The following is a 26,936-nucleotide window of genomic DNA, read 5'->3' on the forward strand; positions in this document are numbered from 1 at the left end:
TTTTATACATTCATTTCTGGCGATCGCACGCGTATTTTCACTGACCCTACTCTATGGCTGTTAAATCAGAGTAGAGAGGAATTATCAGCCTAAACTGACTAAGTACAAAGAGATGATTGATGTTGCTTGAGTAGTGTAGGAACTACTGTTTTGCGATCGCCTGGGATGCAGATTTGTGTCAAATCCAGGGAATACACAATCACAAGCTAACAACACTATGCCGTAAATTGAGTCAGGCGATCGCGTAATTGTCATCAGTGAAAACATAGAAGTGAAGCCATAAACTTTAGTCCAACTAGCCGCAATTATATTTTTTGATCGAAATATTTTTCCGTATTGCTACAGAGGGCAAGCCATACTTATGAAGTTAAGTTTATATTTGTCAGGCGATTGTGAAATTACGGTGAATAAAATAAGGGTAGAAACTAAGTAATTCGGTTCGACTATTTAGCTCGATTCTTTCTATTAGCTATTAATTCTCAACTGCAATCTAAAAGTGAAATTAATTTCGCGTATTTTAATATGAAAAAAAACATGAACAAGCGTATCAAACTAGCACTATCTCTACTAATATGTACAACGCTCACCCATTCTGCTTGTACTGCGGGTGTCGATCCTAATAATAGTAATTCTAAGAACTATACCAGTACATCTGATAATTTTAATAATCCAGATCGAGGTTTTTATGTAAGTGCATATACAACAAATCAAAGCTCTCCTTTAACTCTTAGCTACCTGCAAGGTATTAAAGCGAGAAACATGACTGTAATCCGGCGAATATATCTAATTCCAGCATATAAAAATAGCGCTCTACCTGACTCTTTTTTGAAGTTTGTGGGTCAGGACTTTGAAACAGCCCGCAAAGGTGGAGTGAGATTGATTGTCAGATTTGCATACAACTGGGAATGGGGAGGTCACGATGCCTCCTCTAGTCGTATAGCTGCTCATCTCGACCAATTGAAATCGGTACTAACAAATAACGGTGATGCGATCGCTTTTGTAGAAGCAGGATTTATGGGGTATTGGGGAGAATGGCATCACTCTACAAATAATTTAGAAAACGGTACACAAAGGAAAAATCTCCTGAACAAACTTCTGTCTGTTCTCCCATCTGATAGGATGGTTGCTCTGCGCTACGTACGCGACAAAAAGGAGATTTTTGGTAGCACTCCTCTTACTCCCGAACAAGCATTTAACGGTAGCTATCAAGCTAGAACAGGGGCGCATAACGATTGCTTTGTCGCCTCTAACTCTGATATGAACACCTACGATTGGAACAACCCAACGATCAGAGAACAAGAAAGGTCTTACTTAAACCTCGACAATCGTTACGTAGTCCAGGGAGGCGAAACTTGCGCTACTAGCGAATTTGATGATTGCCCCAACACCTTAAAGGAATTAGCCCGGATGCGTTGGAGTACCATCAATTCTGAGTATGAAGAAAATGTTTTAAAAGGCTGGAAAGACCAAGGTTGCATGAATGAAATTCAACGACGTTTGGGCTATCGTTTTCGCCTAATTAGTTCTGCTACTGCTAAAAGCGTCAAACCAGGTGGAACCTTTGACATGAAATTCAAAGTTGCCAACGACGGCTGGGCAAGTCCTTACAACTTCCATCTACTGGAAGTCGTTCTACGTAACAGTCAAACAGGACAAGAGTATTACTTACAAGTCCCAGAAGATGCCCGCAAATGGATGCCCGGTGAAACTAGAGAAGTAAATATCTCCGCAGGTATTGCTTCTACCGTGCCAGCCGGACAGTATCAAATTTTCTTAAATCTACCCGATCCTAGTAGCAAGCTATACTTCCGTCCAGAATACAGCATTAGACTTGCCAATAAAGATGTTTGGGAACAATCGAAAGGATACAACTCTTTACAGCAAAGCGTCACTGTTGGCTCTGTAGGAGGCAGTAGCTATACAGGTAGCCAATTCTTTAAAGCCCGATGATGCTCTAACACGTTCGTTACTTTTGATACCGCTTTTGCAGCCGGCTTAGTCCGCCTTTAACTAAAAACATAGCTAAAAAAATAACCATTTTACTTATAGCTCTAAAAGAGTGACTAAGCTGCCAAGCTTCTTTCATCTGTGCGTTTGCCGCCTTAAAATTTAGTTTGACTAGCTGCCAGCATACCGAATTAAAAGCATTTACTGCCTCAAATTCTCTAAGTTGGGTGATTATATTCTTTGGCAAGTATGACTGAGAAATTTCAATAGCTTTGCGGACATTTTTGGCGTTTGCACCAGACTCGACCAAAGTAGAACTTAATGAATGAGAGTGCTTGCGGTAGCTTGCTAAGGATGCTGGCTCGTACCAAACTGGGTATTGCGACGTAATTCTCATGTAAATTTCTGTATCGCCAGCATGAAACAAATCAGGATGAAACCCGCCCAAGTGTTCGTAAACATCGCGTTTAACTACAAAAGCAGGAGATTCAATCAAATGGGATTGACAAATCCACTCCAGCAAGTCTGGAAAAATCCCAGGTGTTGCTCTACTAAATGGCGATAACCCGATTTGAGTGCCTTTTTCATCGATATATACCGAGCGGCAAAATGCTGCCTCAATCGTCGGTTCTCGCTCGAATGCTTGTTGCAATACTTCATAGAAACCAGGTAAAACGAGATCGTCGCAATGCAGAATATGGACTAATCGCCCAATGCTACGTTCAATACAGCTATTAAAATTACCGATTGCACCGATGTTTTGGGGCTGACGGTAGAAGCTCACGCGCTCTTTGCCCAACTCTTTGACTAATGCTTCAGGATCGCCTTCAGTCGAACAATTATCTATAACTTCAATCTGCATAACTTCTGGACTAGGAGCTTGTGCCAGCAGACTTAACAGTGTAGTTTTTAAATAGTTTGTGCAGTTATAAGTAGGGATCATTACTGACCAAAGCGGTCTGTAGATTCCTTGAGGCACAGGAGAAATTGCCGGAAATTCTGGGCGCTGAGTTTTCATTATCTAAAGTATCTTACTTAGAGCCAAATAAAGAGCTATATTACCCCAGTCTTGTTAGCAAATGAGAGGTTACTGCTTTTTTGTACCCACAATCTTGGTCAACAATAGCTCCTGCTGCTAAGTCTTGCTTCAAAGGAGAGTGTTTAATACTTTTTTATACAGACATAGGCTGCATTTTTGCAGACCTCTGACTTTCTGCAACATCTGACTATAAACATCACTTACAACAGTTTGAGCGCTACAGGATCTCGCAGCTTTAGCGCAGCGATCGCGCAGATTATTTAGTCGAGGCTCTTTTTGAGGATGCAGGCGATTGGCAAATGAAATAAAGCTGACGTTTTCAGTCTTTTGCTAAAGTCTGTGTACTCACCGTCAACCCTCAATGGACAGAAAGTCTTGGTATCTACTGTATTTTTCAGATAGATGATGCGATCTAGCTAGTTTTGGGTAAAGTTTCTCCGATTGTGTATTACAGGCAAAAATTTCTGTAACTTGAGAGATTAAAGTGCGCTCAAGGGCAAAATAAATTTGAGAAAAACATTGCCGAAGAATTGACCTTGGTTTGCCCTGCTGATTTATGTGCTGAGAAATATCGTTGTGAATAAATAGGTTTTTCTCCAGCCCATTTGCGGGCAGCAACAGTAGATTCAATCCAATCGAAGTGTATAAAGTCAGAAGTAAAGGTCTTTCATAAAAGAGCAACCTTGTATTTGATTGTGGTCTGAATCAGACTCCTAACTTATCATTTCTCAATCCTAATATAGACATAAAGTAAATTATCCTTCCTGCAAATTCAGCTTCTTGTTACTTACCTGTAAGTAAGGTAATACTGCTTTTTACCACTACTCAAACTTCAAATTTGCTAGGAGCATACGTGATAAATGATTTACTAATTGTCTGAATACTGCTAAAATTGTCTGAATACTGCCAATAGTGGTACTACAAAGGTTAAATTAACAAAAATAGTCAAAAATCAATAAAAAATAGTCAAAACTAGCCTCCGCATAACAAAATATTATTGATGAATGCAAACGGGATCATACCTTGCTGGATATGATGATCCAAGTTTATTGTCAACTTGTTTAGTATTGTTGCTAAATAAAGCTTGAATCAATAGAGTCTTTGCCTGCTTAAAATTGTCTTACCTAATTATTAACAATGTTTAAATTAAAAAGTGTTGTTCTATACATACCAAAGTATTCAATAGATTCAATGTCTATCTAAAGAAACTTGCGTGAAATTTTTTAATTAAGTATAAATATATTCATTTGAAAACTTTAAATAGTAGACATTTCAGTAAAATCATGAGTGTGTCTATTTATGAAATTGCGCTACAAGTAAAAAAGCTTTCATATAGATCAATTAGTATTATTAAATGGAGATACGACTCAATTAAACTAACTTCCTATTATGCAAGCGAATGCAATATTTTTATTTGAATATAAATAAGAGGTAAATCAAAAGTGAAAATAGCAGCGATTGGTGCAAAAGGATTACCTGCTTATCAGGGAGGTATAGAACATCATTGTCAAGAACTCTACTCCCGTATAGTTGAGCGAGGTCACTCAGTAGATTTGTTCGCTCGCTGCTCGTATACTGAGTGCTTTCCCATGCAGACTAAATATTTAGACGGTATAAAAATTATTTCTTTACCTAGCTTGAAGTTAAGAGGGGTTGATGCTTTAGTTAGTTCGGCAATGGGGGCGATCGCGGCTAGCAAAACGAACTACGATCTTATTCACTTTCATGCTCTAGGTCCAGCCCTTTTTAGTCGGGTATCGAGGGCAATTTCTGCGGCGAAGATTGTTGTCACTTGCCACGGCTTAGACTGGCAGCGTGCTAAATGGGGTAAATTCCCTAAATTTCTACTCCATCAGGGAGAGATAAATGCAGTCCGATGTGCCGATAAAATTATTGTTGTTTCCGAAGATTTACATTTTTATTTCCGGCAGACGTACGACATCGAAACAGTTTATATTCCCAATGCAGCAGCAAGCTATACTCAGTCCGATCCCAATTTCACTTACGGTAACTCATTAAGCATCAAACCAGGACGTTACATTTTATTTTTAGGTAGAGTTGTCCCAGAAAAGCGACCAGAACTGCTAATTAAGGCATTTCAAGCCCTAAATCTACCTGATTGGCAGCTTGTAATTGTAGGAGGTTGTAGTGATTCGCACCATTTTACGTCTGAAGTCATTGAACTAGCTGCAAATAATCCCAATATTATTTTTACTGGCGAACTACGGGGAGCTTCTCTAGCAGAAATCGTTCGTGGGGCGGGGCTATTTGTTCTGCCTTCCGATCTGGAGGGATTGCCGATGGTAATGCTAGAGGCTATGAAAGAGGGTATCCCAGTAGTAGCTAGCGATATTCCCATAAATAAACAATTAACAGAGGAAGGACGCGGCTTAGTATTTACAGCCGGGAGTCTCAGTAGTTGTATATCTAGCCTACAATGGGCAATTAATCATCCTAAAGAAATGAGACTAGCTGCTCAAAAGGCGCAGGCATACGTTAAAGCGAACTACAATTGGGACGAGATTGCTTCTGATACCTTACAACTTTACTCTAGTCTTCTTGGTTCAGAAAATAAACAAGTGCTAGCTGACAACAAAAAGCTGATTGTACCGGGTCGTTAGGTCGCAAATTCAAAAACAAGGTTCAATATCATCCCAAAAAGTGATAAGTATGGGGCTAAAGCTTTGCACTAAAATAGCTTAAAAAACTTAGTGTTTTAATTGCAAATTTAGTTAACCAGCATCAGGATCTCATCATCGTCCATTGTATAGGCTCAATTATTTACATGGAACGCCCAGAAAACACCGTATCTCTAGATGCCTTAGAATTAGACTTTCAGCACTACTGGCTGCTAATAAAAAGACGCTGGCTGCCAGGAGCTATTGTTTTCGGAACTACATTTGCAGTTGTATTGGTCGGCATCGGCTTACGCAAACCTGTTTATACTGCTGAAGGAAAAATCTTGATCGACTCCAATCGCCCAACGTTTTTCTCCTCAACTGGCTTGGAGTTGGAAAGACCAAACGCCAATCAAACAAACCTCCAAACTAACCCCCTAAAAACAGAGGCAGAGGTTATGCTATCTAATCCGCTAATTAATAGGGCTATAGAGTCTTTAGAGTTGAAAGACGATCAAGGCAAGCCGCTAACTTCAGAAGCCTTAAAACAAAATATTAAAGTTACCAATATCACTGGGACAAATGTATTGCAAGTTGCTTATGAAAGTAGCAATCCCAAGGAAGCCTCGCTAGTAGTCAATACATTAATGGATATATATCTATACAACAATATTTCTAACGATCAAACACAGGCAAGCGCCGCCCGCAAATTTATCAACGCCCAGCTACCAAAATCCGAAGCCGCAGTCCAGCAAGCAGAGCTAGCTTTACGGAGGTTTAGAGAACAAAATAACGTTACAGATTTAGTAGAAGAGCAAAAAGCAGCACTAGCGAGTATTGCAAATTTAAACAACCAAATTACCAATGTCAGGACTGACCTAGATACCGCTACTACCCGCGCTACAGAAATTCAAAAAAAAATTGGGATCAATTCCCAAGAAGCGATCGCCTTGAGCGCCCTTAGTCAGTCGCCAGGAGTCCAGCAATTACTCCAGCAACTACAACAAACTGAGAGTCAGCTACGTCTCGAACGCACTCGCTACAAAGAACAAGCTCCTCAAATCATCGATTTAAGAAGCAGGCAAGCAGTGCTCAGGGCTGCGCTCCGACAAAATGTAGCGCAACAGTTTGGCAGCAATCGGCAATTGCCAAATAGTAGATTAAGGTTGGGCGATTTGGAGCAAAGACTAATTCAAGATTTTGTGACCGCCCAGGTAGACCGCCAAACCTTATCTAGTCGTTTAAAATTATTATCTCAAACGCGAGCCACTACTCAGCAACAAGCTAATACTTTGCCTAGATTAGAACAAGAGCAACGGGAATTAGTGCGAAAATTAGAAGCGTCTCAATCAACCTACGAAACGTTATTAAAAAAGTTGCAAGAGGTACAGGTTGCCGAGCAACAAAATATTGGTAACGCTCGAATTATTGAATTTGCTGTTCTGCCTGATAAACCTTCAAATAGTAAAGTAATGATTTTATTACTAGGTTTACTTCTGGCTGGATTACTCGCAATAATTACGATAACTATTTTAGAAATTAGAGACCCATCGATTAAGACTACTAAGCAAGCAAACAAAGTATTTGGCTATATGTGTTTAGGAAATATTCCCTATATAGACAAATCAATTTTACAGTTTAGTAAAACCCAAGAAGAATTAGCGAACTTGGATTTACCTGTAAAATACGCTCCTCATTCGCCTGTAAGTGCGACCTACCGAATGCTTCAAACTAGCTTGAGTTTTATCTTCTCAAATAGAGAGGTAAAAATGTTTGTAGTCACAAGCTCAGTACCTAAAGAGGGTAAATCTACAGTTTCAGCAAATTTGGCTTTAACTGTAGCGCAACTAGGACACAAAGTTCTGCTAGTAGATGCAGATTTACATTCTCCATCGCAGCAGCGCATCTGGAATTTACGAGATACTTTAGGTCTAAGCGATATTCTCATCGATATGGTTGAGAGCAAGGAAACTTATCATGTAGCAGTAGAAAGAGTGTCGCCCAATTTAGATGTACTCGCTGCTGGTATGAATCCAAGCAATCCCTTAGTATTGCTCAGTTCTGAGCAAATGACATCGTTAATTCAGTCTTTCTCTAAAGAGTATGATTTTGTGATTATTGATGCTCCTCCGCTAAATTTTGAACCTGATGCCCTAACATTAGGCAAAATTACAGATGGCATTTTGCTAGTAGTTAGACCTGGAGTTGTAGATTTTGATAGTGCAATAAATGCTAAAGAGTTGCTCCAGCGCTCAAAGCAAAATGTTTTAGGGATGGTTATTAATGGGTCAGCTATAGAACGCGACTATATTGGGTATCAAAATAAGACAAAAAGCAAAATTTTCTAAAAAATAGTCCAAGCTACTAAGCTAGTCGAGCAAAAATTGTTGTGAAGACACAAATGTTGGAGGAAGTAGACTGGCAAATAGTTGATGTAATTATTCATTATTTATAGTTATTGTGTGATCGCCCGTATAAGTATACTTTCAGTTTTGAGGAGATGAAAATTTGCTGGAGAATACTTGCTACTTTAGGAAATTAATATGAGTTTAAGATCTAAAGTATTGCGTGGCGGTTTTTACTTGGTGGTACGTGAAGGCATAGGTATGGCTGTTAGTTTAGGTGGTGTTTTACTCCTAACTAAAGCAATTAAACCAGAGGGTTACGGTCTTTATACAACAGCCTACGGAATTTTTTACTACTTCCAAAATCTCAGTCAGCTAGGAGTTGGTACTTATCTTGTACGCAGAGAAGGGGAAGAAGAATTAAAAGTATATCACCAAGCTTTTACTCTCCTACTGCTATTAGGAATAGGCGCAATGTCGTTAGGTCTTTTAGGACATCCTTTAATAGAAGGATGGCTGAAAATTAAAGGGGTTGGTTCCATAGCGCAAGTTTTATTTTTAGGGTTGCCAATAGTTTTATTACAGCAAGTTCCGCTAGCAAGGTTAGAGCGCCACCTAGACTACAAGCAGGTTGCTTCAATTGAATTAGCAGGTCAGATAGCATACTTTGCTGTTGCTTTACCCCTAGCTTTTCAGGGATACGGCGCTTGGTCCCCAGTGGCTGGCTGGTGGTTTCAGCAAGTTCAAACCACAGGACTACTTTATTGGCGGTCGAAGTATCGACCGCAACTTTATTGGCAGTGGGATTTAGTCAAACCCATGTTCGTTTATAGTGTTAGCTTATCTGCCTCATCGTGGGGCTGGCAACTACGTACCTTAGTTAATCCCTTAATAGTCGGTCGCTACGCAGGAGTTGAAGCTGTAGGCTTTGTCGCTTTAGCCAATCGGATGGTCGAAACATTAAGTTTTGCTAAAACAGTCACCTTTCGGATCTCCATTGCTGCTTTAGCGCAACTACAGGGCGATCGCCAGCGCTTACGGAAAGCTGTGACGGAAGGTATGGGTCTGCAAGTCTTGGCATTGGGTCCGTTGCTAGTCATAGTTGCTTGGGTGGGACCTTGGCTTATTCCTTTATTGTTTGGTTCTGAATGGCGTTCAGCGATGGCAGTTTACCCTTTTATTGCTTTGAGTTCGCTGAGTAATTCTGTTTTTAGTATGCACTCGGCAGCCCTTTATGTATTAGCCCGCAACTGGGAAGTTACTGTCTATCACTTGTTATACATCGCTCTATTTGCTGGAGCAGCATTTGTATTAGTCCCCAGGCTAGGCTTAGTAGGATATGGCTGGGCTGAGATAGCCACTATTGCTAGCTATATCTCGCTACACACATACCTAGTACGAGAAATTAAGAGTCCTGATTATTGGTTAGTCGGGCTGTGGTGGGGTGCCTTTGCGATTACTTTATTTGCTCATCAGTTGGGATGGTGGACGGCAATCGGCTTAGTTGTTGTATTCTTGCTACCGCAGACACGCCAAAGGTTAGGCGATTACATTACGACAATTAGGGCAGGTGTTAAGGTATGAATGCCTCAGTTCTAGTCAGTATTATTATCAATAACTATAACTACGGGCATTTTGTGGGTGCGGCAATTGAGAGCGCTTTGAATCAAACCTATGATCGCATTGAAGTAATTGTGGTTGATGATGGTTCTACAGATAACTCAAGAACAATTATTGCTAGTTACAAGACGCGAGTCTTGCCTGTGTTTAAAGAAAATGGCGGACAAGCCTCAGCCTTTAATGCTGGGTTTGCCGCAAGTTCAGGAGAGATTGTTTGCTTTCTAGACGCTGACGATATATTTTTACCGCAAAAAGTAGCTGAAGTTGTCCAAGTTTTGTCAGCAAGCGAGAGTAGCTGGTGTTTCCACCCCCTCAAGTTAGTAGATGCTGATACTCAACCGCTTGATACTATTAATTATTCTGGCTCAGTGTTGGAGTGCGATTTGCGGCAGGATATGCAAAAAGGTGGGTTGCGAGGAAGTAAACTACCCTTCCCGATACCTGGGACATCTGGCTTGTGTTTTAGGCGATTTCTGCTCAGGCAGATTTTACCAATGCCAGAGGCGGAAGCGATCGCCCTTAACGATAGCTATTTACAATTTAGTGCGATCTCATTAGGCAAAGGTGTTGCCTTAGCCAAAGACTTATCGCTCCAGCGAGTACACAATCATAACGCTTATACCCTTAAAACTGACAAGCAAAGATTAGTAGCTAGAATTAACGTTCTTACTGCTTATTGGCTGCGCGTTAATTTTCCCTCATTGGCTAAGTTTACAGACAAGCTGTTTGCCTCTGGAATCGCCAATTATTGGCGGACAGGAGGTATAGAGACTAGCTCTCAAGCCGTTGTCAAAAAATATTGGGCAGCAGTGCTACCCCTAGAGAGACTCAATATTGGAACCAGGGTGCTTTACTACAGTTTAAAAATATGAAAAATTTAATCCGCTTGGTTGAAAAAAGTTTTGTTGTCATTACTCTACTGTATTTCACTGCTTCCCTCAACTTTTTGGGCGGGCCCGCAGCCAATGATGCCAATCCCCAAGCGGAGACAGATGCCATGCAAGCGAGCAGTTCTATTCTACTCCTACTCCAGTTAGGAGTACTAGCAATCACCTTCCTACTAATTTGTACTCGATGGCAAAAATTTCTCTACGTTGCTAGCAAAAGAAAGTTTTTGTGGGCTGTCGCCGGACTTGTCATTGCCTCAGTCTTGTGGACTACAGTGCCAGAATTGACCTCGCGCCGGAGCCTAATTTTTCTGGGTACAACTTGCTTTGGGGTTTATTTGTCTGCACGTTATTCTTTAAAAGAACAAATGCGCTTGCTGGCTCTAGCATTCGGGCTGGCAATTGTACTTAACATCCTTTACTCTCTAGCATTTCCAGCCTTCGCTATCGAAAAGGGCGTTCATCAAGGGGCTTTGCGAGGCATCTATCCCCAAAAAAATGTCTTAGGCAGGCTAATGGTTCTAAGTGCATTAAATTTTTTGTTTCTTGCCTTTGATACTCACCTTTACCGCTATTTAATGTGGGCTGGTTTTTGCCTTTCCGTTATTTTGCTGATACTTTCAACTTCAAAAACTGCTCTAGTCGTTTTCTTGCTGCTGATTATCCTCTTGCCACTGTATAGGGCTTTGAGATTGAACTATAGTTTCGTTTTAGCTTTTTTTACCATTTTGTTATTCGTATCTGGAATTATAACTATATTGTTTGTTGGTAATTTAGAGACAATTTTGAGTGCTTTAGGGCGGGATGTTACCTTAACAGGTCGCACAGGTATTTGGGCGATTGTAATTAATAAGATTAGCGAGCATCCGTGGCTAGGATATGGTTATTTAGGATTCTGGCGTGGTTTGGAAGGAGACTCTGCCGATATTTGGTATGAAACTTATTTTTTGGCTCCTAATGCTCACAATGGTTTTTTAGATTTAGCACTCGATTTAGGCTTAGTTGGAATGCTGTTCTTTTTTCTTAGTTTTTTTAAAAGCTGCTGGCGGGCGATCGCTTGGCTGCGCTTAAATCGAAGTACAGAGGGGCTTTTGCCAATCGTGTATTTGACTTTTTTGTTCTTGTACAACATAACGGAAAGTACACTTATTTTTCCACCAAACAATATTTTTTGGCTTTTATATACAGCAATTACTACTTCAATATTGGTTCAGCCAATTCAGCTCATTAAAGAACAAACTTTGACTGCTAAATTAAGTGGAACTAATCAATTTTGAAAAAGCTTAATCAATTGACGACAGCTTAGATTTTAATAGCGCGATCGCCAAAACAGCGTTGCTTTTTGTGCAAAAAAACTTTCACTACATAATCTTAGAAAAATATTGATGTAGCTCTTTGGTTCTTTATCTGATACTATTCACTACTAGCTTGCCGCAAGAAGCTTGAAGCTTTGTAATAGTAACCTTTGGGCTGTGGCAAGCTAGTAGTTAACTTGACAAGGGCAAAAAAATATAAATGAATAAGTGCATCTCACTTTCCCTAGCATCCATCGCAACTCTACTTGCCGCCAAGTCTGTTGTTGCTCAGACGGAGGGTAAGGTTATGTCTGCTGAGGAAATTCCCAAAGTTGTCCCCGAATGGTTTCACAAAGAAAGACATGATACTAAACAAATACCCGAAGGCTGGAATGCGGCACTTCCTCTAGGAGCTGCTATCACTACCTCTGGGAGCGGCAGAATCGAAATCTCCTCAGTTAACCTCCTGTGTGATGTTCCTGGCAAAAGTGGTAAGCAAACAGTAGTTTCAGGTGTAGAAACCATTGGCGCTGGTTATTATTCGACAAATCCTTGGTTTGGCAACAATGATTCTCACGAAAGAGCTACTATTTCCTATGCTTCAGATGGAGCCGTAATTATTGATGTGTTGCCTAATCGAATTTTACATTGGTGGGTAGCAAAACGGGGCGAAGTCTCTCAAGGGACGAAAAACTGCTCTGTTTCTGCTGTAGTTAGAGGCAGTAATAATACGATCGCAAGTGTCGGTGGTGATTGGTGGAAAACAGCTACTGCTCAGTGGGCTGGTGTAAATGTGAACAACCGAGAAATTGGGATTGGCAACTGGTATGCGTTAAACAACGATAACTGGCAGATTATCCGCTTAAACGCGCCAGAATAAAAAATTGAGTTCAAAAATATTGTCAGCACTATTATTGTCCTAAATTTATCTGAGCTGCGTTAAAAATTTGAGGACTAAGTTGCACAGCTAGTAGTCATGCCTTAAGCAACACCTTGAATTTACCCTTTCCGCATCAGGTTGATACTTTTAGGCTGCTCTCTCTTTCGTCGTAGCGTATGCAACAATATGGGCAAGGATTCTTCATGTTTGAGGTAGAAAGCCTTTTTCACCTGAACTCAAAGACTCTTGCCCCTTTATCAGCTCTTTTGGAACTCTAATAACCCAAATCCTCTTGCTGATTTATGAATCTATAAGATAGATTTTTGGCAATTTAAGCAACTCTATTTTGCTAAATTAGCAATACTTCAAGCTTTGTTCGCTCGACTATTAATATATGGAGGATTAGAGATGCCGCGTTTAGCAATTTTCTGCCACAGTCTTTATGGTGGTGGGGCAGAAAAAGCAATGCTCAACTTAGCTTGTGGCTTTTCTCGGCTAGGCATAGATGTAGATTTAGTTTTGCTGAGAGTAGAAGGACCATACTTATCTCAATTACCACCAGAGGTACGCACGATCGATTTGGGGGGACGGCGGCTATTATTTAGTTTGAATGCCTTGCGACGTTATTTACGTCAGGAGCAACCTCAAGCTTTCCTCTCTACTCTAGACGATACTAATATTGCTGCCCTTTGGGCTAGGCGTTTGAGTGGTAAAGAGATCCGGATAGTTGTAAATGTGCAAAACACAATTTCTCAAGACGCTAAAAATGCTACCCAACTGAAAACAAGGTTGATGCCGCAGTTAGTGCGGTGGTTCTTTCCGTGGGCTGATGCAGTTGTTACAGTATCTCAAGGAGTAGCTGAAGATCTTTTTCGCATTGGCGTAGCAAGCGATCGCATTCAAGTTATTCATAATCCAGTCGTTACACCGGAGCTTTTTTTGCAAGCTCAAGCCTTGCTAGAACATCCGTGGTTTGCTCCAGGGCAGCCGCCAGTAATTTTAGGTGTAGGACGGTTAGAAAAGCAAAAAGATTTCCCGACATTGATCCGGGCTTTTGCTCAAGTGCGGCAACATCATCCTGCTAGACTGATAATTTTGGGTGAAGGAAATGAGCGATCGCATTTAGAATCTTTAGTGCAGGAACTAAACCTCACAGCAGACGTAAGCTTGCCAGGTTTTGTCGCCAACCCCTATGCTTATATGTCCCGTGCAGCAGTATTTGTGCTGTCATCTTTGTTTGAAGGATTGCCGACAGTCCTGATAGAAGCAATAGCTGTAGGAACTCCAGTAGTGGCTACTGATTGTGAAAGCGGACCTGCGGAAATATTAGCGAACGGACAATATGGCAAATTAGTAGCGATAGGCAATATTCAACAACTCAGTCAAGCGGTTATCGAAACATTAGCAACCACACCTGACTCTGAGGCATTACAACAAAGAGCATCTGAGTATTCCTTAGCCAAAGCTTTAAGTCAGTATCAGCAAATATTGCAGCTTAATTAAACGCTCGTTTCCATAATTTCAGTGGATAATTTAATCTAAAGATGCCTAATTAATCTTCAGGAAAATAATCGCTAAAAAATTATGGTAGAACAAGGTGTTACGCCAGCAATCCTGCAAGAAAACTATCAGTACACATTTACAGTTTTTACTCCTACTTATAATCGAGAAAAGACGCTACCTCGCGTCTGCAATAGTCTAGCAGTTCAAACATATCAAGACTTTGAATGGCTAATTGTCGATGATGGTTCGACTGACAACACTAGCGATTTAGTTAAGCAATGGCAAGCACAAGCTAAGTTTGCTATCCGCTATATTTATCAAAATAATCGTGGCAAACATACTGCCTATAACTTGGCTGCTAAAGAAGCTAGAGGTAAATTTCTAATCTGTTTAGATTCTGATGATGCTTGTATTGCTGAAGCCCTAGCACGCTTTAAATATCATTGGGATAGTCTTCCTGAACAAGAACAGAATCAATTTTCAGGAATAGATTGTCTATGTCAAGATCCGCAGGGAAATACTATAGGTAGCCCCTATCCTTTCGATTCTATGGATTCTAATTACTCAGAAATTCGTTATCGCTACAAAGTAACTGGAGAAAAATGGGGCTTTCAACGTACCAGGGTGATGCAAGAATTTCCTTTTCCAGAACCATCAGTTGATGCAATCACACATATTCCTGAAAATGTTGTTTGGTCTAGTTTAACAAAAAAATACAAAGCTAGATATGTTAATGAATGTCTGCGAATTTATTACCCCAATAGCGGAGAACCGCAACTGACTAAATCTAGTTTAGCTAATAAAAATTCTTTGGGTTTATATCTAATGTCTAAAAGTATTTTAGAAGTAGATATAGATTATTTCCAGTTTTATCCCCAAGCTTTTATTATTCCTGCTATTAACTATAGCCGCTCGTGTTTTCATTTAAAAATACACATTTTTCAGCAGTTAAAGCAGCTTAATTCGTGGCAAGGCAAACTGTTGTGGTTAATAACATTACCTGTTGGATATTTAGTTTGGCTCAGGGATAAAATAAAAAATCGTTAAATGCTATCCAACAATAATTAAAAGTTAATAGTCGTTACGAAAACATCTTTCATCCACTTAGTCAATTAGTTATTTTTTGGCAGCCAAGGCTTGATTCTGCCCTGCGCAAACGCAAAAAACTTCAAGTTTTGCTATTTTTGTCTAAACTTGTTTTTATGATTTCTTTATATGTTCTCCGACTATCTTTATCTTAGCTTTATAAAACCATCCAAACAAATTGTTAGTCTTAAATTAAGAATGCAAACTAAACGGTCTTCAGACCAGCTTTTTCTATCGTGACTACAGAAATAAACTATAGAAACTGGATACAAGAAAGCCGCCACGGTAGCCGGGGAAGCAGATGTCTATTTGCCCCGATGGTGGAGTTTAATATCATGTCAGATGTTGGAGATTGTCCCCCCTAGAATAGGTGGGATAGGTAGAAAAATTAAGCTATTTGGGCATTATTGCCCTCAAGTCAGAGCAAAAACAGGCATTTTTAGTAAGGCAATTACCTTATAGAAATTGCACTGTTAATGTTTTAGATATAGTTGGCTGCGATCGCCAATGCTAAGTTTTGCCGAAAATTAAAAAAGATTATTGCTCAACTTAAAAGTTGAATTTTTGGGGCGATCTCATTTACCATCGATTCAAAAATATTAGCCTTAATTTTGCCGTTAACTACTAAAGAATTAGCTTACTACATCAGTATTGAGCAACTAAAATCATTAATTGCGTGATTAGAGCTATAAAACTATGATCTTCACTAACACTACTAAGTTGACCCGTGCAAAAGAGCTTTTAGTTACTACTTGTGTAGATTGGATTCCAGCAATCGCTGGTGGAGTCTCGATCCGAAGTTTTGCTTACCGTCTACTTTTAAAAAAGATGGGATCTTCAGTTTACATTCAAGATGGCGCTGAATTTAGAGGAGCTAACAATATTGAAGTTGGTAGCCAATCTTTTATGGCTCGCGGCGCAAGCATAATCATCAGAGGTGTCAGTAGTACAGTAATAATTGGAGCTAGTGTTAAGCTCGACAAAGGAGTGCTAATTGATTCTGCGGGTGATGGCTGTTGTATTGAAATTGACGAGCATACCCACATTGGACCTTACACCTGTATAGGAGGTCCAGGCAATGTCAAAGTTGGTAAGCACTGTTTGATTGCGGCTCATGCAGGCATTATTGCAAATAATCATATTTTTTCAGATCCTACGGAGATAATTCGCAAACAAGGACTAACGAGCCAAGGTGTAGCAATCGGAGATAATTGTTGGCTGGGTTATGGAGTGAAAGTATTAGATGGCGTAACTATTGGTGAAGGTAGTGTAATTGGAGCAGGAGCGGTAGTAACTAAAGATCTTCCTCCTTATTCTATTGCTGTCGGCGTACCAGCCAAAGTAGTCCGCAGCCGTCAACCAGCAGAGAGTAAATTAGTTAACTGGACGAGGAATTAGCAAGATCGCATCCCGAACCATACTGCCATTTATCTAAAGTCCGATGATAGTAATATTGTCCAACGGGGGGCAAGTATTTTATCCAACGATGCCACCTTACACCCAGCTTAAATAAAACTGTAAAAAGTCCCAAGTTGATGTAGTGCCAAGTCCAATCAACTAAGCTGACTATACCGACTTGGGGAATTACTTGAGCAATTAATAATGGATGACTAAAGGCAGTTTTAAATAGCGTTTGCGTCAAACCAGCAAATTGCACCACATCTTGCAAAAATGGCTTCAATACGGGTTCGCCTAGTTGCTGCATTTGGGTAAATACGCCAGAAAGTAAATTATTGATTTGATTTGGGTCAATGTTTTGACCTATTTTTACTCTCATTGCCTTTTGAAACAGCCAAGTTACGCTCAAGTTAGGCTGATAAGGTTGTAATAGTTTTAAGGCTGACGCTGACAACTGCTCGGTAGCCAAAGCTTCGTGGATGCCTAAAGTTAAACGCTTGAGGTGACGCACCATAGAGCCAAAACCGCCAAAACTTAAGGGCGATTGGTTGCCGCTACTATCGCCAACGGGCAGCACTCGCCCCCAAGGAAAATATAGCTGCTGATTGTAAGCCGGAAAAAACCCAAATAGCGCCCTAAGCTGTTGCAATTGATTTAATTCTACGCCTTGATACTCTGGTAATAAACGCAGATATTCGGCAAACAATGTTTCCACTCCAATATGTTGCGCGTCCGCATCCATATAAGTAAATAGATAAGTAGTTCTCCCATCACGCGCCGGAAAAGCCTCCCAGAAGTATTGGCAGTTATTAAGTAAAGGCATAAACGATGCTAACAAGTCGCCCGTATTATTTTGGGGGAAGCCTTGAGCGCAACTACCTACTACTAAGCAGACACCATCAGGTTTTTTTCCTTGTCTTGCTTGCCCAACTATAGGTGAAAAATTACCCATTGCGTCTATTAGTAAGCGGCTGCTAAAGGCGTTGGATACTAAAACGCCATTAGGATGAACCACGGCACGCTCGAAAGGCGTATTTTCAAATAACTTGCCACCTGCCGCCAGAAATTTGTTTTTTACTGTTTCTAATAGGTAAATTGGATCTACGCCAATATTGAGAACGTCATTTACCCAGACTTCTGAACCGCCAAAAAAGCTGACGCGGGCAGGGTTGTACTGAGTTGCGATCGCCTTTTCTAGTTCTTGCTTGCTTAACAAATCCAATTCTACAAATACTTCTAATTCCGAGCGCGATATATTCCATTCTTGCTCTCTACCGCGCAGAATCCCTCGTTCTAGCAAAGCTACTCGCCAGCCTCGCTTTACTAACGCACAACCAATCAAAATTCCTAAAGTTCCACCGCAGATCAGTACATCCCACTCCACAGTTTCCAAGGGTTCATTACTTTGAGTTACTACTTGGGGAATGGGCGCAGTATTTTCTCTTAGGGAAGCTAATAAGCAATCGCTTTTCCTTAGTCCACTTAAAACATCGCCTGGAAATTTTTTCAGAGCTTCTGCTGTTAAATTCATTATCAAAGTGCGAGGGATTTATTTAAATATAACGACGGTAAGACTACTCATCGTCAAGTTAAAAAATCCCATCGGGACTATCTAGTAATTTAGCTACACATCTTTAAAATAACCCTGCATTTAAGAGTACAAGCTAGATAAGCTTGTACTCTTAAGTTGCTTTAGCTTAGAGGTCGAATTTGGGATCTGTAAGCATTGTTATCTAGACCATTACCGACATTTGCCCTTTGGGGATCGATCGCGCGTTCAAGTGCTGCAACGCGATCGCGTGTTGCTGGGTGAGTGCTTAAAAAAGTAGGAGTAGAACTAGAGCGGAGCAGCTTTTTCATAAACGAAACCATCGCAGATTCAGCATAGCCCGCACGTCTTAGATTCCGCAGTCCGATTTGATCTGCTTCCAACTCATCTTTACGACTATTGGGGCGACGTAACGCCAAATCTACACCAATTTGCACGGCGGCGTTGCGATCTAAGCCCGCCGTTTGGGAAACACCTTGAGCCAAGGCGCTTTCCCGCATTTGCTCAACTAAATGCTTGGCTGTAATATGTCCAATTTCATGCGCCATCACACTAGCAAGCTCCGCTTCATTGTCGGCTAGTCTTAGTAAGCCAGTATTGACATAAACGAAACCTCCAGCCGTAGCAAAGGCATTAACACCTTTATCGTCCACTACTTGGAAAGTATAAGGTAGATTAGGGCGATCGCTTGCGGCGGCTAGTTGTCTGCCAATTTGCTGTACATAGGCGTTAATGTCTCTATTGCGATACATCCGAATCTCACGCTTTAACTGTTGGTCAATTTGCTTACCAATTTCCACTTCTTGGCGCTGGGAAATATTTGATAACTGAATTACCTGCACTCCTTGGCGGAGCAGATCGAATACAGAAATTGCTTGAGATGGCATCGAAGTTAGGGTGATACCAAGTGCTACAAATATCGATAACACTGGATATAACCAACGCCGCGAACGACTAGATAAAGAAAAAAGCTTCAGCATACAACAATAATTGTTAGGTGAGGATATATCTATAATTAGACGGTCAGCCTAGGCAATTGTTGCAATTGATAAAGATTTTTTATGAAAAAATCCACCTGCAACCGAGGTTTTTCCCCTAACCACAGCTATGATAAGCTGACACCAGATTAAATTGTCGTTGCTGTTACCTTAAAAAATTTACATGGCTATTTTGGATTCTCAAGGTCGTTTATTCGGCAAAATAAATTTGCTTGATTTGGGTGCGGTTTTAGTAATTGTGCTAGTTTTAGTCGGCATCTTTTTGTATCCTGGCACTTCTGGTTCTGTTGCTCAAGTCAACGAAGCCACCAAACCCGTTGAAGTCGATTTAGTTGTGCGCGGGTTGAACATCAAAGATCCACAACAATTATTTACCAATGGATTTACTAAAGGCGGCAAAACTAACATTGTCATCCGCAATCAACCCCACGGCAGCCTTGACATTAAATCTGTCCAGCAGTTACCTAGAACTATATTAGTGCCTCAACCGGATGGTTCTTTAAAAGAGTTCACAGATCCCCGTCCAAATCAATTTAGTACCGATATGCTTTTGACTTTGAAAGGCAAAGCAACTATTAGACCAGATGGACCAGTAGTAGGTAATAGCAAACTTAAAATTGGCAACCCCATCGAACTTGAAGGCTTTAACTACAACTTCAATGCCACAGTTATTGATGTCCGGGTTATCGATAGCAAATAAGTTCAATAACTAGCCTCTGCTAGTAATGGTAAAAATCGGCGGATTAAGCCAATAGTGACGGCAGGTAATTCTAGTTGAGGGGTCAATCCTACATCTTCTAGTTGCTGAAAAACCTTAATTGCTTGGGGGTTTATGGCAGCAAAACGCTGACCGATTTGGGGACCTGTAAATTGAGATTTTTGTCCCCAAATAATTGCTGTGGGAGTATTTAGCTGCGGAATATAAGTAGATAAATCGAAACACAAGTCGCCGCGTACGAAAGAAAGCGCTGCGTATTCCCCATTGGGTTGTTTTGCCGATTCTAGGTAAGCCTCGACAATTTCTTCATAAATTCGGTCAGGACGGGCAAATTGCCGTTGTTCTAAAAAGCTACGGATGCCGTTACTGGTTGCTACACCCGCGCTATAAAGTACGCGGTCGAGAATTGGCGTACTAATTAATTGGGCAAAGAAACTCCGCGAATAATTAGCGCCAAAGTCTGAAAGTCCCGCCGGAGTCGTGAGAATTAGCGACTTAAATAATTCAGGACGCGCGATCGCAAGTCTAATTACAAAGGCGGCGGTTAATGATGAAGCAATTACCGTTACAGGAATGCTAGAAACCTGTGCCAAAAATTCGCCAATCGTATTTAGATAGTCTTCAATTTGATAATTTCGTTCGGGATGTTCCGATTTACCCCAACCAATCAAATCCGGGGCGATAATTTTATAGTCGCACTCAAAAGCTGGATAAACTTTAGACCATTCGTAGGCAGAAGAACCACCACCAAAGCCGTGCAAAAACACTAAGGTTTCTTCTTGCTTCCCTCCGCTCCAAGGGACTCCGCTATTTGTGTAGTATACCATTCTGCCCAAGGAAGTTAGAACAGAATTTGGCTCAAATCCAAGGGGCTGAAACATAAATTGCCTCTAATTACTTATAACTTAATTGGGCTTTTTCAACGGTGTTATTATTTACACCTAAAGTTAATTGTAAAGGTGCTTTTTGGGGATAGGCTTTAACTACTTGGCGATAAACTTGATAGTTTGCGGGCAAAGTTTGCTGCTGGTTTCCAGCACTATAACTTAAACGATAATCTACAGACTTAATTAGTTGAGGACTACCAGGCTTTTGAGAAAATTTTTGCCGTTGCTCAATTTCGTCTACGGTTGGTCTTGGCGGTAAAGCCGCCCACCACAATCCTTTGTCATCGGGACCTGTGACCGCATCTTGAGGCTTGATGCCATTGCGATTGAGTAAAGACGTGGAAGCAAAAGTTTCCAAGCGAGTTAAATTATCGCTACCGGGATTGACTGCATATTCAACCTGCCAAGTGTAAGTAGTCCGCGCTGTTGCTTCGTATTCCGTAGTAGTTACGGTAGAGCAGCTAGCAAGAAAAATTGTACCTAACCAACTCCACAAAAATATTACTTTTCCACTTTTGGCGATCGCGCGATTCATTTAATAATTGCTAAAGTTGGACTTGCAGTTAATTTCCGCCTGTAAAAATATTAAAATGCAACTGGCTCCATTTTTTCCGGTTCTCTACCGCCTTTTACAACCTACTTTTCCTCACTGTCTTTGGTCGGGCAAGTCTCATCCCAAAGAAATCGCTTTAACTTTTGATGATGGTCCTCATCCAGTCTATACTCCCCAACTGCTCAAAGTTCTAGATTACTACGCCATCCCTGCTAGTTTTTTTTGGCTGGGTGCTTGCGTCCAGCGTTCCCCCACCGTTGCTAAATCTGTATGCGATCACGGACACTGGCTGGGATTGCATGGCTACGATCATCGCTCTTTTCCACTTTTAACAGCCGCAGAATTGCAACAAAGCTTAGCATCAACCCAAGATGCGATTTCCACTGCTTGCGGTATAAATCCAACGATTGTGCGCGATGTTCGCCCTCCCAATGGTTTCTTTACTCCCCAAACCTTGGAATTATTAAATCAATGGCAGTATCGTTCGGTAATGTGGAGTGTGGTTCCTGAAGACTGGGTAAGACCGGGTATCAAAATTGTCGTGCAGCGAGTGCTAGAACAAGTTCAAAACGGCTCAATTATTGTTCTGCACGATGGTGCTTGTGGCGGCTCTGATGTAGCAGAAACTACCCAAATTTTAATTCCTGAACTCCTAAGACGCGGCTACAAATTTGTTGATATTGATGCTTTTTGGCATTCGCGAGCAAACCATCGCTAAGGATCTAGCGGCTATTTAAACTTGGACTTTGTTGCTTTTTGTATCTAAAATTGCAAGTTTTAGCTCTTCTAGCTGTAATCCCAGATATTTATTCACTACAATAGCGAGAGAACTTCAGCAATTTGTCAAGTTCTCTGAGGTTGAAATTTGAGCAAGCGTCAGTTAACTTAAACAAAGACAGTCAGGTTTAAGTTTAGGTTAATTTGGAATTAGCGTTAAATAGCCAGTGTGAAACCTCTGACTTTCAATTTGAGGTAATTTACACTACTAATTTGAGCGTTTTTTCCATATTGGCAAATTATTCTAAAGTAAATTAATGTAGAGAACGTCAAAAGCAATATTTGAAAACCTCCATGCCTGAGCAAGTAATAAATGCTAACTATTCCACCCAAAAACCGGGAATTGATGGCAATTATGTTAAGCAAGTTTAAAATATTAAACAAGTATGGGAGCAGCTAAAACATTCGGAGCCATCTAATTTGACTGCCTCCAAGCATTACCTTGTTCCCAAAAAAAACAAGTTTAACTAATGAGTGTTGTAGATTTTACGATCGAAACATCAAATGCAGGCAATTTCTGTGAAACAGGCTACAATCGGAGGGGTCTTAGCAACTCCAAGCATTAATAGCAGCTTTTGAAGCCACTATTAAGCATTAGGTTTTATAAAAGGATACAGTCTTGTTTTAGGCAAATATCAAAGGCGATCGCATCGGTAATTTTTAATATCTATACTCGGTCTTTTTGATTTTGCCACTGACGGTACAAGCAATTAAAACTCTTATTAAATAAGCTATTAGCACGCTTAGTAAGAGTACGAAATAAATGTCGATAGATTGATAGTTGAATCAAGGAGCATGAGGAACGCGGCATGAACCAGGCTAACAACGTACTCGAAACCACTCATCAGCCTGAAATCAAAACAATTAGTCAGCCTGAAAGCACTTTAGAAGTTTTGATTGAAGAAGAATTTAACCCTTTAGACCTAGACGAACAAAATGAATTGATAGAATCTCAGCCGGAAGAAGCAAAATCTGCAAAAGTTGTCAAGTCTCGTCGTCGGGCGCAAACTAAGAAAAAGCACTATACAGAAGATTCAATTCGCCTGTATTTGCAGGAAATCGGTAGAATTCGGCTGCTAAGAGCGGATGAGGAAATTGAACTAGCTCGGAAAATTGCTGAATTGTTGGAAATGGAGCGAGTGAGGGAGCGCCTTTGCGAACAGCTAGATCGCGATCCTCAAGATACTGAATGGGCAGAAGCTGTTAAGTTACCAATCAACTCCTTTCGTTATCGGCTTCATGTCGGGAGACGAGCAAAAGATAAAATGGTGCAGTCGAATCTACGCTTAGTAGTTTCTATTGCCAAAAAATACATGAATCGAGGTTTATCGTTTCAAGACTTGATTCAAGAAGGAAGTTTAGGACTAATCCGGGCGGCGGAAAAGTTTGACCACGAGAAAGGTTACAAGTTTTCGACTTACGCTACATGGTGGATTCGTCAAGCAATCACTCGTGCGATCGCCGATCAATCAAGAACAATTCGTTTACCCGTCCACCTTTACGAAACTATTTCCCGAATTAAGAAGACAACTAAGCTGCTTTCTCAGGAAATGGGTCGCAAGCCAACGGAAGAAGAAATTGCCACCCGAATGGAAATGACGATTGAGAAGCTACGATTTATTGCTAAATCTGCCCAATTACCAATTTCCCTAGAAACGCCCATTGGCAAGGAAGAAGATTCTCGCCTGGGCGATTTTATTGAGTCTGATGGCGAAACTCCCGAAGATCAAGTTTCTAAGAATCTTTTACGCGAAGACTTAGAAAAAGTTTTAGATGGTCTTAGCCCCCGCGAACGCGATGTATTGCGCTTGCGTTACGGCTTAGATGACGGTCGGATGAAGACGTTGGAAGAAATTGGACAAATATTTAACGTTACTCGCGAACGCATCCGTCAAATTGAAGCTAAAGCTTTACGCAAATTACGACATCCAAATCGCAATAGCGTTTTGAAAGAATATATCCGCTAAATTAGCCTAATTTTTGACTTGCTAAAACGCTGATAGCTCTTGCTATTAGCGTTTTTTGTTTGATTTACGCGCACTTAATCAACAACTGGGAAACGCTTAACCGTGTAAAAATCCTTGCTCTTTCGCCCTTTGAAACCATTTCTCTGCTTCCGCACGATCTATACCTATATCTTCATCCCCCATCATGAAAATTCCTGATAAGTTGTTTGATGCTACACCATAGCCTTGGGCGGCTGATTTTTTGTACCACTTAACTGCCTCTAAAATATTCCTTTCTAAACCAAGTCCTAAGTGATACATATTTGCGATTAGGCATTGCGCTTCCGCGTCTCCCCGCTCGGCAATTGGCTTCAATAATTCAAAGGCATTAGGATAATTTGTAGCTTCAAAGGAAGCTAAACCTGCTATTAAGTTCGACATTTCTTTTCAATAAATTATTTGGGTAAATTTTTCAGCAGTTACCGATGTAGCTACTTGGTTACAAAGCAAAAACTAATAGCTACCGCGATCGCGTTGCAAGTCAAAAATTACTTTTTCCACCCACCAATCAATAGATTTATCGGGGTTTCTAGCTTTTGCTAGGGCAATTAGTCGATTTGCAGTATGGCGATCGCCATTTAATAGCCGTAAAAGCTTTATTTGCAGATTTCTGGAAGCCTGCGGTTTATTACTTTGGTCTGCCAGATTTGCTCTTGATTTGAACCGATGCTTGATTTTAGCTTTACGCCCGTAGAAAAGATATGTCCCGTACAGTATTGCAACTGAAATAAATAACTTTAGGATTAAAAGGGTCATTGAACTACAAGGAAATACAGATAAGTGAGAGTAACTACTTCTGCATTTAGAGTTCCCTAATTAGTTGCTTAAATTACTCAACAAATTCCGTATATATCTAAAGATTGAATGAATTTAAAAAAAAATCTAATGCCATCCTGGATGCCGCAACTAAATCCTCAAGTTTGGATTCTGGCATTTGGGCGTTTGCTTTCTGAAGTTGGTACGGGGTTTACTTTATTTTACGCCCCAATATTTTTTGTCAATCAGGTAGGACTATCAGCAACGGCAGTAGGTTTTGCCCTGGGTAGTGCGTCCATTTCTGGGGTAGTTGGGCGAATTTTGGGCGGTTCGTTTTCCGATTCGCGGTTTTGGGGACGGCGTAAGACTTTGCTGCTATCGGCAGCTATTAGCGCGATCGCATCCTTAGTTCTGGCAAGCGCTAACAATTTCTCTATTTTAGTTATTGGTAACTTGCTCAGTGGAATGGGACAAGGCTTGTATTGGCCTGCCAACGAATCGGTAGTAGCCGATTTGACTGCGCCCGAACAACGCCATGAAGCCTACGCGATTACGAGACTTGCGGATAATCTAGGGCTAGGAATGGGAGTTGTATTAGGTGGGGCTTTAATTAGCACTACGGGGGCTTATAGAACGCTATTTATAGTTGACGCTATGTCCTTTGTTGTATTTTTTGGCGTAGTGTATTTTGCTATTAAAGAAACTTACAAACCTGTAGATACTAAATCGGCAATCTCCCTAAAATCTAGTTGGCTAGTTGCCCTAAGCGATCGCCGACTGTTAATTTACGTTTTAGTCAATGTTATCTTTACTACCTATATTTCTCAATTGCAAAGCACTTTACCACTGTATTTAAAAAACTTTGTCGCTTTAGGAGCATCAGGAGCAGAATTTACTGAAGGCACTATTAGCGTAATTTTTGGCTGGCATTTGGCGATCGCTATATTTACTCAATTGCCTGTTGTCCGTGGCTTAAAGCGCTTTTCTCATCCCCAATCTTTAAGCTTTTCAGCTTTGATGTGGGCGCTCGGATTTTGTTTAATATGGGTTACAGGGGTTGCTACCAACCATCAATTGTGGTGGGCTATTGCAGCTTTAAGCGTATTTGCGATCGCTATTGTTTCTTATACTCCCTCGGCTTCTGCTCTAATTACCGAATTAGCTCCCAAATCCCAATTAGGAGTGTATTTTTCAATTAGTTCTCTCTGTTGGGCAGCAGGCTATTTTATCGGACCGCCCTTGGGTGGTTGGGCGTTAGACCAAACTTCTGTATTTGCTGATAATCTTTGGCTGGGATTGGCTGCAAGTGTAACCGTATTATTCGGAATTTTGGCTTATTTAGACCAAATACTCAAAGCTAGAATTTAGCGCTTGCGGGCTTGCAACTTACGGTAAACGTCTTTGATATCTACTTGATGGTGAGCTAAAGCAACGAGAGTATGATACAGCAAGTCCGCAGCTTCTGAGGCGATCGCATCAGCATCATCATCTTTACAAGCCATTACGACTTCAACTGTCTCCTCACCGAGCTTTTTTAGGATTTTGTTATCCCCGGCTGCAAATAACTGGCAAGTATAAGAATTATCTGTAGGATTGCTTTGGCGATCGCATATAACCTTAAATAATTCCGATAACGTATCGCTGGGAGGCTCAATACTTTGCCCGTCTACGTCTTGATAAAAACAACTGCGTTCCCCCGTATGACAAGCAATATCGCCAATTTGTTCTACGCCGACAAGCAACGCATCGCGATCGCAATCGTAGCGAATACTTTTTACTTTTTGAATATGCCCAGAGGTTGCGCCTTTATGCCACAACTCGCTGCGCGAACGACTCCAAAACCATGTTTCCCTAGTATCTAGAGTTTTTTGTACCGAATCCGAGTTCATCCACGCCAGCATTAGTACCGTGCCATCTAGATAGTCTTGGACAATCGCCGGAATTAAACCGCGATCGTCATAACGAAGTTGAGACAAAATAGTTTGAGGGGATAAATTAGGTTGTACGGAAGACATATTTGCTGGCATTCCAGGCAATAACTTATTCGTTTACGATACCATTGGAACGAACTTGC

General features: G+C 40.8%; 23 protein-coding genes. 14 read left to right on the top strand and 9 right to left on the bottom strand.

Features of this window, described 5'->3' with window-relative positions; genetic code table 11:
* Positions 1-84: 84 nt before the first annotated feature.
* On the bottom strand, positions 85-267 hold the full coding sequence (locus tag AC2VE5_RS07280; RefSeq protein WP_486887103.1) for a hypothetical protein: 183 nt from the start codon (positions 265-267) through the stop codon (positions 85-87).
* Positions 268-534: 267 nt separating this feature from the next.
* On the opposite strand from AC2VE5_RS07280, the gene AC2VE5_RS07285 reads away from it, so the two are divergent.
* Positions 535-1,950 carry a DUF4832 domain-containing protein gene (locus AC2VE5_RS07285; protein ID WP_486887104.1) on the top strand — a complete coding sequence of 472 codons (1,416 nt, stop codon included), beginning with the start codon at positions 535-537 and terminating at the stop codon, positions 1,948-1,950.
* 16 nt (positions 1,951-1,966) lie between these two features.
* Here the strand turns inward: AC2VE5_RS07285 and AC2VE5_RS07290 are convergent, their stop codons facing one another.
* The gene (locus AC2VE5_RS07290) at positions 1,967-2,965 is read right to left on the bottom strand and encodes a glycosyltransferase family 2 protein (protein WP_486887105.1); all 999 of its coding nucleotides are present in this window, start codon (positions 2,963-2,965) and stop codon (positions 1,967-1,969) included.
* Positions 2,966-4,428: 1,463 nt separating this feature from the next.
* Here AC2VE5_RS07290 and AC2VE5_RS07295 point away from each other — a divergent pair.
* The 9 genes from AC2VE5_RS07295 (at position 4,429) to AC2VE5_RS07335 (ending at position 16,618) form a co-directional block, all read left to right on the top strand.
* Entirely contained in the window at positions 4,429-5,607 is a 1,179-nt protein-coding gene (locus AC2VE5_RS07295; protein WP_486887106.1) for a glycosyltransferase family 4 protein, read from the top strand.
* 164 nt (positions 5,608-5,771) lie between these two features.
* A complete protein-coding gene (locus tag AC2VE5_RS07300) occupies positions 5,772-7,952 on the top strand; it encodes a GumC family protein (protein ID WP_486887107.1) in 2,181 nt (726 codons plus the stop codon).
* Positions 7,953-8,147: 195 nt separating this feature from the next.
* Positions 8,148-9,533 carry an oligosaccharide flippase family protein gene (locus AC2VE5_RS07305; RefSeq protein WP_486887108.1) on the top strand — a complete coding sequence of 462 codons (1,386 nt, stop codon included), beginning with the start codon at positions 8,148-8,150 and terminating at the stop codon, positions 9,531-9,533.
* Positions 9,530-10,441 (top strand): glycosyltransferase, encoded by a 912-nt coding sequence (locus tag AC2VE5_RS07310; protein WP_486887109.1) that lies wholly within the window; start codon positions 9,530-9,532, stop codon positions 10,439-10,441. Before AC2VE5_RS07305 ends, AC2VE5_RS07310 begins: the two co-directional genes overlap by 4 nt.
* On the top strand, positions 10,438-11,733 hold the full coding sequence (locus tag AC2VE5_RS07315; RefSeq protein ID WP_486887110.1) for an O-antigen ligase family protein: 1,296 nt from the start codon (positions 10,438-10,440) through the stop codon (positions 11,731-11,733). Before AC2VE5_RS07310 ends, AC2VE5_RS07315 begins: the two co-directional genes overlap by 4 nt.
* A 238-nt stretch (positions 11,734-11,971) precedes the next feature.
* The gene (locus AC2VE5_RS07320; RefSeq protein WP_486887111.1) at positions 11,972-12,631 is read left to right on the top strand and encodes a hypothetical protein; all 660 of its coding nucleotides are present in this window, start codon (positions 11,972-11,974) and stop codon (positions 12,629-12,631) included.
* Between the two features lie 408 nt (positions 12,632-13,039).
* Positions 13,040-14,134 carry a glycosyltransferase gene (locus AC2VE5_RS07325; RefSeq protein WP_486887112.1) on the top strand — a complete coding sequence of 365 codons (1,095 nt, stop codon included), beginning with the start codon at positions 13,040-13,042 and terminating at the stop codon, positions 14,132-14,134.
* 81 nt (positions 14,135-14,215) lie between these two features.
* Positions 14,216-15,181, top strand: coding sequence for a glycosyltransferase family A protein (locus tag AC2VE5_RS07330; protein ID WP_486887113.1), 966 nt, complete (start codon positions 14,216-14,218; stop codon positions 15,179-15,181).
* A gap of 735 nt (positions 15,182-15,916) precedes the next feature.
* Positions 15,917-16,618, top strand: a complete 702-nt coding sequence (locus AC2VE5_RS07335) for an acyltransferase (protein WP_486887114.1) — start codon at positions 15,917-15,919, stop codon at positions 16,616-16,618.
* Here the strand turns inward: AC2VE5_RS07335 and AC2VE5_RS07340 are convergent.
* Positions 16,599-18,149 carry an FAD-dependent monooxygenase family protein gene (locus tag AC2VE5_RS07340; protein WP_486887115.1) on the bottom strand — a complete coding sequence of 517 codons (1,551 nt, stop codon included), beginning with the start codon at positions 18,147-18,149 and terminating at the stop codon, positions 16,599-16,601. The two genes, AC2VE5_RS07335 and AC2VE5_RS07340, sit on opposite strands and share 20 nt — an antisense overlap.
* A gap of 161 nt (positions 18,150-18,310) precedes the next feature.
* Positions 18,311-19,147, bottom strand: a complete 837-nt coding sequence (locus tag AC2VE5_RS07345; RefSeq protein WP_486887116.1) for a M48 family metallopeptidase — start codon at positions 19,145-19,147, stop codon at positions 18,311-18,313.
* 181 nt (positions 19,148-19,328) lie between these two features.
* Here AC2VE5_RS07345 and AC2VE5_RS07350 point away from each other — a divergent pair, with 181 nt between their 5' ends.
* On the top strand, positions 19,329-19,865 hold the full coding sequence (locus AC2VE5_RS07350) for a DUF4330 domain-containing protein (protein ID WP_486887117.1): 537 nt from the start codon (positions 19,329-19,331) through the stop codon (positions 19,863-19,865).
* A 2-nt stretch (positions 19,866-19,867) separates the two neighbouring features.
* Here the strand turns inward: AC2VE5_RS07350 and AC2VE5_RS07355 are convergent, their stop codons facing one another.
* Positions 19,868-20,764: an alpha/beta fold hydrolase gene (locus AC2VE5_RS07355; protein ID WP_486887118.1), complete on the bottom strand. Its 897-nt coding sequence runs from the start codon at positions 20,762-20,764 to the stop codon at positions 19,868-19,870.
* Between the two features lie 13 nt (positions 20,765-20,777).
* A complete protein-coding gene (locus tag AC2VE5_RS07360; RefSeq protein ID WP_486887119.1) occupies positions 20,778-21,305 on the bottom strand; it encodes a hypothetical protein in 528 nt (175 codons plus the stop codon).
* Between the two features lie 55 nt (positions 21,306-21,360).
* Between AC2VE5_RS07360 and AC2VE5_RS07365 the strand changes: the two genes are divergently transcribed.
* Both AC2VE5_RS07365 and rpoD read left to right on the top strand, forming a co-directional pair.
* Entirely contained in the window at positions 21,361-22,041 is a 681-nt protein-coding gene (locus AC2VE5_RS07365) for a polysaccharide deacetylase family protein (RefSeq protein WP_486887120.1), read from the top strand.
* An 868-nt stretch (positions 22,042-22,909) separates the two neighbouring features.
* A complete protein-coding gene (gene rpoD / locus AC2VE5_RS07370; protein WP_486887121.1) occupies positions 22,910-24,067 on the top strand; it encodes an RNA polymerase sigma factor RpoD in 1,158 nt (385 codons plus the stop codon).
* Positions 24,068-24,163: 96 nt separating this feature from the next.
* Here the strand turns inward: rpoD and AC2VE5_RS07375 are convergent, their stop codons facing one another.
* Both AC2VE5_RS07375 and AC2VE5_RS07380 read right to left on the bottom strand, forming a co-directional pair.
* Positions 24,164-24,487, bottom strand: a complete 324-nt coding sequence (locus tag AC2VE5_RS07375; protein ID WP_486887122.1) for a tetratricopeptide repeat protein — start codon at positions 24,485-24,487, stop codon at positions 24,164-24,166.
* A 72-nt stretch (positions 24,488-24,559) separates the two neighbouring features.
* Complete coding sequence (locus AC2VE5_RS07380; protein ID WP_486887123.1) at positions 24,560-24,862, bottom strand: hypothetical protein; 303 nt, start codon at positions 24,860-24,862, stop codon at positions 24,560-24,562.
* A gap of 129 nt (positions 24,863-24,991) precedes the next feature.
* Between AC2VE5_RS07380 and AC2VE5_RS07385 the strand changes: the two genes are divergently transcribed.
* Positions 24,992-26,230 carry an MFS transporter gene (locus AC2VE5_RS07385; RefSeq protein ID WP_486887124.1) on the top strand — a complete coding sequence of 413 codons (1,239 nt, stop codon included), beginning with the start codon at positions 24,992-24,994 and terminating at the stop codon, positions 26,228-26,230.
* Here AC2VE5_RS07385 and hisIE read toward each other — a convergent pair.
* The gene (gene hisIE / locus AC2VE5_RS07390; protein ID WP_486887125.1) at positions 26,227-26,877 is read right to left on the bottom strand and encodes a bifunctional phosphoribosyl-AMP cyclohydrolase/phosphoribosyl-ATP diphosphatase HisIE; all 651 of its coding nucleotides are present in this window, start codon (positions 26,875-26,877) and stop codon (positions 26,227-26,229) included. The genes AC2VE5_RS07385 and hisIE overlap by 4 nt on opposite strands.
* Between the last annotated feature and the right edge of the window lie 59 nt (positions 26,878-26,936).

The sequence above is a fragment of the Aliterella sp. E5.1 genome (assembly GCF_057473825.1).